The sequence below is a fragment of the Flavobacterium sp. 270 genome (assembly GCF_004368785.1).
In the GTDB taxonomy this organism is placed as follows: domain Bacteria; phylum Bacteroidota; class Bacteroidia; order Flavobacteriales; family Flavobacteriaceae; genus Flavobacterium.
In genome coordinates, this window is the sequence record NZ_SODM01000005.1 from 117,182 (window position 1) to 128,033 (window position 10,852).

Genomic DNA, 10,852 nt, shown 5'->3' on the forward strand with positions numbered 1-10,852 from the left:
TATTTGCCGAGATTATACTTTTTAATAACCGAGGCGCAAAATGGGACTTGGAATGGCGAAGCCGTGTGCTGTTGTGATTAAAGTAAGATATAAATGAAAGAAAATATAAAAATAGGAATTATAGGATTAGGGTATGTCGGACTCCCTTTGGCTAGACTGTTTGCGACAAAATATTCAGTTATTGGTTTTGATATAAATCAGTCAAGGATTAAAAATTTAAATCAGGGCATCGATTCTACTTTGGAAGTTGACGAGGATGTTTTGAAAAAAGTCATAGTTGATAATACTAATGCTAAAACAGGATTATACTGTACTAATTCTCTAAATAATCTTGAAAATTGTAATTATTTTATAATAACGGTTCCAACTCCTGTAGACAAAAATAATCGTCCGGATTTAACTCCTTTATATAAATCAAGTGAGTCAGTTGGTAAAGTGTTGAAAAAAGGAGATATTGTAATTTACGAATCAACGGTTTATCCAGGTGTTACAGAAGAACAATGCGTTCCAGTTTTAGAAAGAGTTTCTGGATTAAAATTTAATGAGGATTTCTTTGTGGGATATTCTCCTGAAAGAATAAATCCAGGTGATAAAGAGCATACAGTTGAAAAGATTTTGAAAGTAACTTCTGGTTCTACACCTGAAATAGGTATTAAAGTAGATGAGCTTTATAAATCAGTTATTGTTGCAGGAACATATCTAGCTCCAACAATAAAAGTAGCTGAAGCAGCAAAAGTTATAGAAAATTCACAAAGAGATATTAATATTGCTTTTGTAAATGAATTAGCTAAAATATTCAATTTAATGAATATTGATACTCAAGAAGTATTAAAAGCTGCGGCTACAAAATGGAATTTTTTACCATTTAAACCAGGCTTGGTTGGAGGTCATTGTATTGGAGTAGATCCTTATTATCTTGCACAAAGAGCACAAGAATTTGGATATCATCCTGAAATAATTCTGGCCGGTAGACGTTTAAATGATAGCATGGGAGAATATGTAGCTTCACAAATTGTTAAGTTAATGATAAAAAAAGGAATTTCGGTTAATGGAGCTAATCTTTTAATGCTAGGAATTACTTTTAAAGAAAACTGCCCTGATGTTCGGAATACAAAAATTGTTGATGTTGTGAAAGCATTAAAAGAATATGGAATATCAGTAACTATTTTCGATCCGCTTGCAAATATAGAAGAGGTGAAAAAAGAATATAAATTAACGACTGTAAATTCTGTTCCAAAAGAAAAATTTGACGCAGTAGTTTTAGGAGTTGCTCATGCTGAATTTTTAGAATTAGATTTTTCAGAATTGCAAAAAACAAATAGTTTATTATATGATGTAAAAGGAGTTTTGGGTGCTATATCTGATAATAGATTGTAGTAATTAGAATATCTTTTTTATTTAGAACAAAATGGAAAAAAATAAGTCGATAACACATGTAATTTTAACTGGTGGAGTTGGAAGCCGATTATGGCCGCTTTCACGTAAGAGCCAGCCAAAACAATATTTGGAAATTTTTGATGGCAAATCATTATTTGAGATGACTGTTGATCGTAATAGTCATTTAGTAGATAAAGTAATGGTGATCGGAAATATAGATAATCATCATTTGAGTGGAAAAGTGATGGACAAATCAAATACAGAATATTTAAATGTAATTGAAACTACACCACGAAATACAGCAGCAGCAATTGCTTTCGCTGCATTTGCATCAAATCCAGATGACATATTAATTATTACACCTTCGGATCATATTATTGATCAAATGGAAAATTATAACAAGGCAATAAGTGAAGCCGTTTCAAAAGCTGAAGATGGTTTTATTGTTACTTTCGGAGTTATACCTACAAAACCAGAAACAGGTTATGGTTATATCGAAGCAAAAGGCGATAAAGTAATTTCGTTTCGTGAGAAGCCAAATGAAACTACAGCGAAGGAGTTTATTGCAAGAGGAAATTTTTTATGGAACAGCGGTATGTTTTGTTTTAAAGCAAATGTTCTTTTAGAAGAATTAAAACAATTTCAACCTGATGTTTATGAGAAATCTAAAGCCGTATGGGAATCTAGTGAAAATGGTTTATTGGATTTAAATTCATCTTTGGAAATTCCATCAATAAGTATTGATTATGCTGTAATGGAACGAAGTAAAAAAATTAAAGTAGTACCGGCTTCTTTTTCATGGTCAGATTTAGGTTCTTTTGAATCGGTTTATGACTATTTAGTTTCAAAAGGACATCCAGTAGATAACAATGGTAATATGGTTATTGGCAGTGATAAACATACTACTTTTCTAGGGGTTAAAAATACTATTTTTGTTTACACAGATACGGCAAATTTAATTCTACAAAAGGAAAACTCACAAGATGTGAAAGATATTTATAGTGCGTTAGAAAAAATAAATTCAGATTTATTAAATTAAGAAGAGACAATGAAAAAAATTCTTATAACAGGAGGTGCAGGTTTTATAGGTTCACATGTAGTGCGCCGTTTTGTAAATAAATATCCAGAATATCAAATTTTTAATTTGGATGCATTGACTTATGCTGGTAATTTAGAAAATATTAAAGATATTGAAAATCAGCCTAACTATACTTTTGTAAAAGGAGATATTGTGGATGAAGTTTTTATAAATGAACTTTTTTCGACTCACAATTTTGACGGTGTTTTACATTTAGCTGCAGAATCTCATGTTGATCGTTCTATTGAAGATCCTTTGGCTTTTGTAAAAACGAATGTAATTGGGACAATGAATTTGCTAAATGCAGCAAAAAATCAATGGAAAAGTAACTTTGAAGGCAAACGTTTTTATCATATAAGTACTGATGAAGTTTATGGATCGCTTGGGTCTGAAGGACTTTTTACAGAAACTACTCCGTATGATCCAAATTCTCCTTATTCTGCATCAAAAGCAAGTTCAGATCATTTTGTAAGAGCATATGGAGAAACTTATGGACTGCCTTATGTATTAACTAATTGTTCTAATAATTATGGATCATACCATTTTCCAGAAAAATTGATTCCACTTTTTATAAACAATATCATCAATAAGAAACCCTTACCTGTTTATGGAGATGGTAATTATACGAGAGATTGGTTATTTGTTGAAGATCATGCTATTGCTATTGATTTGGTTTTTCATGAAGGAAAAAATCATGAAACTTACAATATTGGTGGTTTCAATGAATGGAAAAATATTGATTTGGTTAAGCTTTTATGCCAAATTATGGATCAAAAGTTAAGCAGAACTGAAGGAACTAGTCAAGAACTAATAACTTATGTAAAAGACAGGCCTGGACATGATCTGCGATACGCAATTGATGCTTCAAAAATCAATAAAGAACTAGGATGGAAACCGTCTGTTACTTTTGAGGAAGGTCTAGAAAAAACTATAAATTGGTATCTTGATAATGAAGAGTGGTTACAAAATGTAACCTCTGGAGCTTATAAGGCATACTATCAAAAACAATATTCATAAGCTTAATTTTTTTCAACTTTTAAAGTTATCATTCTATATGAAAAAAATAACATACGTTCTTACTCTCTTTTTTATTTTATCAATATCTTTTAGTGCAAATGCTCAAGATATACTTAGGTCTAAAGACTTGAGTACAGTTAAAGTTGATTATTTGTCTGATGATGATTTGGCTAAAATTAGTGCTCAATTAAAAAGTAATAATGCAACTATTGAGGGAGTCGAATCAATGGCTTTGTCAAAAGGAATGAGTCAAACAGAGTTTAATAAATTAAAAATTAAACTTGCAGATTATGAGAAAAAAAATATCAAAGGCGATTCTAAAGACAATAAAGATAGTAGATTAAAAACAACTGATAAAGATTCAGAATTCGGAAGGAAACAAGAAAAGATTAAGAATGAAAAAGTAAAGGATTCAGTTAATGCCTTAATTTTTGGTTCCGAATTATTTGATAATCCCACATTAAATTTTGAACCTGATTTGAAATTAGCTACTCCAATGAATTATGTTTTAGGACCAGGTGATGAATTACAAGTTAGTGTCTATGGAGTTCAAGAATTTAATGCGAGTATTCCAGTTAGTGTTGAAGGAAAGATAACAATAGATTATGTAGGACAAATTGCAGTTTCAGGAATGTCAATTGAAGCTGCAACGCAAAAAATTAAAGCTGCAATTGCAAGAGTGTACAGTACTGTTCGTTCTGGTCAATCTCAGGTCAGCGTAAGTTTAAACCAAATACGAACCATAAAAATAACTATTGTAGGAGGAAAACAGCCTGGTAATTATTCCATTTCATCTTTAGCTACAGTTTACAATGCTTTGCATTTAGCGGGTGGACCAGGTAAAAATGGAAGTTATAGAAACATTGAATTAATTAGAAATAACAAAATTTATAAAAACATCGACATTTATAGATTTTTAATAAAAGGGGATCAATCTGATAATGTTAGTTTAAAAGAAAATGATGTTATCAGAATTCCAGCATACAGTCAGAGAGTTATTGTAGAAGGAGAGGTAAAGCGTCCAGGTATTTTTGAGATGAAAAAAGGGGAGACTTTTTCAGACTTATTAAATTTTGCATCCGGATTTAATGAGTTTGCTTATACTGCTTCTGTAAATGTTATGCAAAAAACAGGAAAAGAATTTAAAATTCATGATGTTAATGAAAGTGAGTTTGGAGTTTATCAACCACAGTCAGGAGATGTAGTTAAAGTGTCAAAAATATTAAATCGATTTGCTAATCGTATCAAAATTGAAGGAGCCGTTTTTAGACCAGATTATTATTCATTTAATGAAGGAATGAGAATTTCAGATCTTATTACAAGAGCAGAGGGACTTAAAGAGGATGCTTATAGTAAACGAGCAAGAATTATTCGTTTAAAGACTGATTTAACGACAGAAATTGTAAATGTAGATTTATCAGCTGCATTATCGGGAGATTTAAATGCTGATATTGAACTAAAGCGAGAAGATATAGTTACCGTTTATTCTATCCTTGATTTTAGAGAAGAATATAAAATAACAATTGATGGAGAGGTTAAGAATCCTGGAGAATATGAATATGTGGATAATTTAACTTTAAACGATTTAGTAGTACAAGTTGGGGGTTTAACAGGTTCAGCCTCAAAAAGAGTTGAAATCGCAAGAATGGTTAAATCAGATGTCATTGACGATGCTGATCCAAAACGAATTGAATTAGTCGAATTAGAAATTACTGCGAATAATAACGAACAAATTAAAAATTTTGTATTAAAACCGTTCGACGTTATTAATATTCGCAGAATGGCAGTTTATGAAAAACCTTTAATGGTTAAAGTTAGTGGAGCAGTTACTTATCCTGGTAAATATGTTTTAGCTAATAAAAAAGAAACTGTTTATAATGTTGTAATGCGTGCAGGAGGATTGACTTCTATTGCTAATTTAGATGGTATGAAAATTAAAAGACCAATCAAAGAAGAGCAATTAGAACAATTAGAAAGTATAAATCTTAATTTAGATAAAAAACAAAATTCAGAGGAAGAATTAAATTCAAAAACAAAAGATACGTTGAAAAGTAACTTATCAAAAAAACTTAGAGATGAGTTAAAATATGCTACTATTCCTGTGAATTGGGAAAAAATAGTAAAAGATAAAAATCATTATTCAAATGTTACTTTATTCGAAGGTGACGAAATAGAAGTTGCAGTATATAATGAAGGTGTAAAAGTTACAGGTAATGTATTATTAACTTCTGAAATTCCTTATAGAAGCGGAAAAGGATTTAAATACTACTTAAACTCAGTTGGAGGAGTTGATAATAAAGGCTGGAAGAAAAAAGCCTACATTATTTACCCCAATGGTAAAGCTGCAGTAACAGGTTCTTTCTTGTTTTTTAGATCATATCCAAAGGTTGAACCAGACTCTCAAATAGTTGTTCCAGAAAAACCAGATAAAAAGAAAATGACGGCAGGAGAATGGGTTGGTATTGGAAGTGTAATTTCGAGTTTGGCTTTATTAATTGTAACAGCTTTTAAATAGTTTTTTGATGAATAATATGCCTGTTCAGAACGATGAAATATCGTTAAAAGATCTAATAAAAAAAATAAATGAACTGTATGTCTATTTGCTTTCTAAATGGAAAATTATTGTCTTAGCTGTAATTGTGGGGGCACTAATTGGTTTAACTTATTCTTTTATAAAAAAACCTGTTTATACTGCGACTTTATCATTTGCGTTAGAAGATGATAAATCTTCTGGAGGTGGATTAGGAAGTGCGCTAGGACTAGCGAGTTCATTCGGTTTGGATTTAGGAGGTAGCGCAGGCGGTATTTTTACCGGCAGTAATTTGACAGAGTTGTTTAAATCAAGATCAATGGTGGAAAAAACGTTACTTTCTCCAGTTACAATAAATGGAAAAGTTATTTCTTTAGCAGAAATGTACATTCAAAATAATAAATTTAGGGAAAAGTGGAATAAAAATACTAAATTAACAAATATTGAATTTTTACCAAATTCTAATAGAAAAAATTTTACACGAGTGCAAGACAGTGTTTTAGGTAAAATATACGAAAATTTATCAAAAACAAGCCTATTTGTTGGACAAAAGGATAAAAAAATTGCAGTAATTAATATTGATGTTTCTTCTAAAAATGAATTATTTTCAAAATATTTTTGTGAGGCTTTAGTTAAAGAAGTGGGATCATTTTATGTTGAAACAAAAAGTAAAAAAGCAAGAATGAATATGGCTATTTTAGAGCGTCAAGTCGATTCTATTCGAGGAGAGTTGAATGGTGCAATTACTGGTGTAGCAGTAGCTAATGATAATACTTTTAATCTAAATCCTGCTCTAAATGTCCGTCGCACTCCTTCTGCGAGAAGGCAAGTTGATGTTCAAGCAAATACTGCCATACTTACTGAATTAGTTAAACAAGCAGAACTCGCTAAAGTTACTTTGCGTAAAGAGACACCTCTAATTCAGGTTATTGACAGACCAATACTACCTTTGCCAAAAGAGAGTTTTGGAAAAGTAAAAGGTGCTATTATCGGAGGAGGTTTATTGACATTTTTAACCATTATTTTTATTATGCTAAGGCGATTGTTAAATAACCTTTTAGAATAGTTTATTTTCATTATCTGTAAAAGATAATTTGTCAAGTTATAATTTTAGTGAGTCTCTAAAGGTTGCATATTTTTAAAAGATATAGAGTTTCCAAGTAATATGAAAACTGCATTTACAATACATGAATGATAAAAGCATTAGATACAATTATTTTCTAAATGTGTCTAGAATTGGATTTGGAATTTTGGTTGGTTTATTTACAATGCCCTATGTTAATAGAGCCATAGGAGTTGAAAGTTTAGGTAAAATTGAATATGTAAACTCAATAATTGCTTATTTTGTATTATTTTCTGCACTTGGAATTCCAATGTATGGAATAAGGGAAACAGCAAATAAGGGAAAGGACATAGCGGCTCGCACTAAATTAGTTTTAGAATTACTTTGTATTTTACTAATTACTTCTATTATTTCTTATGTTGTATTATTTCTATATGTAATAAATATCGATTCATTACAACATCTAAAGTTGTTAATTGTGATAATGAGCTCCAGTATCTTTTTTTCGAATATTGGAATTGAATGGTTTTATCAGGGAATTGAGGATCAAAAATATATCACAATAAGATTTTTTGTAGTTAGAATAGTTAGTTTAATCTTGTTGTTTTTATTTGTTAAAAGCCCAAATGATTATATCAATTACGGAATTATTGTTGTGCTTTCAACAGTCGGGGGAAATATATTTAATATACTCTATCTCAGAAAACATTTAGATCTTAAAGGGATAAAATTTAAGGATTTAAATTTAAAAAAACATTTTAAGCCAGTTCTAACGATTTTTATAGCCAGCATATCTGTAAGCATATATGTTCAATTAGATATTCTTTTGCTAGGGTCTTTAAAAGGCAATCAAGCAGTAGGATATTATGCAATGGCAAATAAATTAGTACGCTTCGTAGTAATTCTAATAACTACTTTAGGGACAGTTCTTCTTCCTAGACTTTCGTATTTAATTAATAACGATAAAGATCAATATTTAATTTATATTAAGAAATCACTCAATTACTTTTTAATTATAGCATTTCCTTTTTCAATTCTCTTTTTTACTTTAGCAAAAGACTTTACATTACTAATGGGTGGTATATCATTTGCTCCTTCCATTCTTACAATGAAAATTTTATCTCCAATTATTGTTATTGTTAGTATTGCCTATTTTATTGGTTATTTAGTACTATACCCCCAAGGCAAAGAAAATATATATACTATTGCAGTTATCCTGAGTGCTGTTTTAAGTGTTGTTGCTAATTTTTTTTTAATACCAATAATGGGGCATATCGGGGCGGCAATTGTAGCGGTTTTATCTGAGTTGCTTGGTATAATTATAATGATAATATTTTATTATAAAGAATTATCAAAATTGAAATTATTAAATATTAGTTTACTTTATTATATAATATCTAGTACATTGATGTTCCTGATAATTTCGTTAATAAGTTATCTGGGACTATCACCCTTTATTAACTTAGTAATTTCCTCAGCATCGGGTTTTTTGACTTTTTATTTGTTTCTATATCTTATTAAAGAGGAAATTGTGTCATCAGTGATTTGTGATTTGAGATCAAAGTTTATTAAACTTTAATGTATAAGAATTTAATAAGGGTATTTGAAAATATATTATTTTGAAAGCAAAGTTAGTGGTTAGTAGTTTTACAATGAGCTTATTAGATTGAATTAAAGATTAAGAATGGAAAAAAAAGCACGTATTATAGCATTTTATTTACCTCAATATCATCCAATACCTGAAAATGACGAATGGTGGGGTAAAGGATTTACAGAATGGACAAATGTTGGCAAAGCGAAGGCACTTTTTAAAGGTCATTATCAACCAAGAGTACCTGCAGATTTAGGTTATTACGATTTAAGAGTTTCAGAAACTAGAAAGGCTCAAGCTGATATGGCAAGAGAGTACGGAGTGGAAGGATTTTGTTATTGGCATTATTGGTTTGGTAATGGTAAAAGATTAATTGAGCGGCCATTTAATGAAGTAATTTCATCTGGTGAACCTGATTTTCCTTTCTGTCTGGCTTGGGCAAACGAAACATGGAAAGGATTTGATCATGGACTAAAAAATAGGAATGTGCTGATTGAGCAACTGTATCCTGGAGTTGAAGATTATACAGCCCATTTTTATGAGATTTTGCCGGCTCTTAAAGACAAAAGATATATTACTGTTAATGGTAAGCCTCTTTTTATGATATACAAGCCTCTCGCTTCAGAGGAAATTAAGGTTTTTATGAAAACATGGAGAAAGCTTGCTGTAGAAAATAATTTGCCTGGAATTTATTTTGTAGGGCATCATAATGACCTTCGTAATAATTTAAAAGATATTATTTCGACAGAAGTTGATGCCGTAAACATAACTCGATTAAATAACTATATAATCAATCATAGATCAATTTTTGAGAAGATTATTAGTAAGACAAAAAGTGTTTTTTTCGGCAACGCGTCAGCATACGCTATTAAATATAGTGTTATGTCGAAATATTTTTTAGTAGAAGAAGAAGATAAAATTAAAAATATATATCCTAGTATTATTCCCGGATGGGATCATACACCAAGAAGCGGTCGCGAAGGTTTAGTTATGACGGAATCAACTCCAGAGTTATTTGAAAACCATGTAGAGAATGCAATAAATATAGTCATTGATAAAGACCCTGAGAATAGAATTATCTTTATTAAATCTTGGAATGAATGGGCTGAAGGCAATTATATGGAGCCAGATTTAAAATGGGGCAAGAAATTTTTGGAAGCATTGAAACGTCAAATTTATAAATAGATATATTTGATATGAAAGTTTCGGTTATTATTCCTGTTTTCAATGCTGAAGATTACCTCCATAGATGTCTGGATAGTGTGTTATCACAAACTTTGGAGGATATAGAGCTTATTTGTATTGATGACTGTTCAACAGATAATTCTTATTTAATTATTGAAGAGTATGCAAAGAAAGATAATAGAATAAAAATCTTTAAAAACACTAATAATATAGGGCAAGGTTTAACTCGCAATAGAGGTATAGAAGTGGCCGTAGGTGAATATATAGCCTTTGTTGATAGTGATGACTGGATTGAATATGAAATGTATCAATCACTTTATTCAAAAACTATTGATAATAAATACGATCTTGTTTGCTGCAATTTAGTTTACGATTTCCCAAATGGTATATCAGAGGCACCTATAATGCCACCTGAGGAAATGATGACTCAAGAGTTTATGATTATTGAGGGTATTGCACCTTCTGTAAAATTATTCTCGCCCAATTCTCCTTGCAATAAAATATATAAAAGAGCATATATTGAAAAAATTAATTTAAGATTTAAAAGCGAAAGAGTAGTATTATATGAAGACAAACTATTTAATATAACATTTTTAGCCTCTAATCCAAATTTTTACTTTTTAAGAAAGACCTTTTATCATTACATGGTTCGATATGGAAGCACAATGAATTCTTATCGCAGTAATTTTAAGGATAGATATTTTGAAATGCATAATGAGATTAAAAGTGTTTTATTAAAAAATGAAATCCTTTCAGAGGAAGTTGAATTAAGATTTAAAAAAAATTTGTTTGAAATAACTTTTGCTTTTTGTTTAAATACTTTATCCTATAATAAATCGTCAAAAAGTAAATACTTGGAGTTTTTGGAAATAATAAATGATAAAAGAATTTCAGAAAACAGCAAAGAATTTAATGCAAAAGATATTCCTGTATCTTCATCAAAAATAAATAAATTAGTTAAATTATTTTGTTTTATAATTTTGAAATACTTGAAATAGGGTTGGATTATTA

Annotated in this window: 8 protein-coding genes; all 8 read left to right on the plus strand. The window is 30.0% G+C overall.

The features are described from left to right. Positions 1-93: 93 nt before the first annotated feature. Positions 94-1,377 (plus strand): nucleotide sugar dehydrogenase, encoded by a 1,284-nt coding sequence (locus EV144_RS17785; RefSeq protein WP_134150504.1) that lies wholly within the window; start codon positions 94-96, stop codon positions 1,375-1,377. Between the two features lie 31 nt (positions 1,378-1,408). Continuing rightward, positions 1,409-2,416: a mannose-1-phosphate guanylyltransferase gene (locus EV144_RS17790; protein WP_134150505.1), complete on the plus strand. Its 1,008-nt coding sequence runs from the start codon at positions 1,409-1,411 to the stop codon at positions 2,414-2,416. 9 nt (positions 2,417-2,425) lie between these two features. Beyond that, entirely contained in the window at positions 2,426-3,472 is a 1,047-nt protein-coding gene (gene rfbB / locus EV144_RS17795; protein WP_134150506.1) for a dTDP-glucose 4,6-dehydratase, read from the plus strand. Between the two features lie 37 nt (positions 3,473-3,509). Continuing rightward, positions 3,510-5,987, plus strand: a complete 2,478-nt coding sequence (locus EV144_RS17800) for an SLBB domain-containing protein (RefSeq protein ID WP_134150507.1) — start codon at positions 3,510-3,512, stop codon at positions 5,985-5,987. A gap of 7 nt (positions 5,988-5,994) precedes the next feature. Next, positions 5,995-7,068 (plus strand): Wzz/FepE/Etk N-terminal domain-containing protein, encoded by a 1,074-nt coding sequence (locus tag EV144_RS17805; RefSeq protein ID WP_134150508.1) that lies wholly within the window; start codon positions 5,995-5,997, stop codon positions 7,066-7,068. Positions 7,069-7,189: 121 nt separating this feature from the next. After that, on the plus strand, positions 7,190-8,644 hold the full coding sequence (locus EV144_RS17810) for a flippase (protein WP_134150509.1): 1,455 nt from the start codon (positions 7,190-7,192) through the stop codon (positions 8,642-8,644). Between the two features lie 105 nt (positions 8,645-8,749). Next, the gene (locus EV144_RS17815) at positions 8,750-9,841 is read left to right on the plus strand and encodes a glycoside hydrolase family 99-like domain-containing protein (protein ID WP_134150510.1); all 1,092 of its coding nucleotides are present in this window, start codon (positions 8,750-8,752) and stop codon (positions 9,839-9,841) included. Positions 9,842-9,852: 11 nt separating this feature from the next. Further along, complete coding sequence (locus tag EV144_RS17820; protein ID WP_134150511.1) at positions 9,853-10,839, plus strand: glycosyltransferase family 2 protein; 987 nt, start codon at positions 9,853-9,855, stop codon at positions 10,837-10,839. The last annotated feature ends 13 nt before the right edge of the window (positions 10,840-10,852 follow it).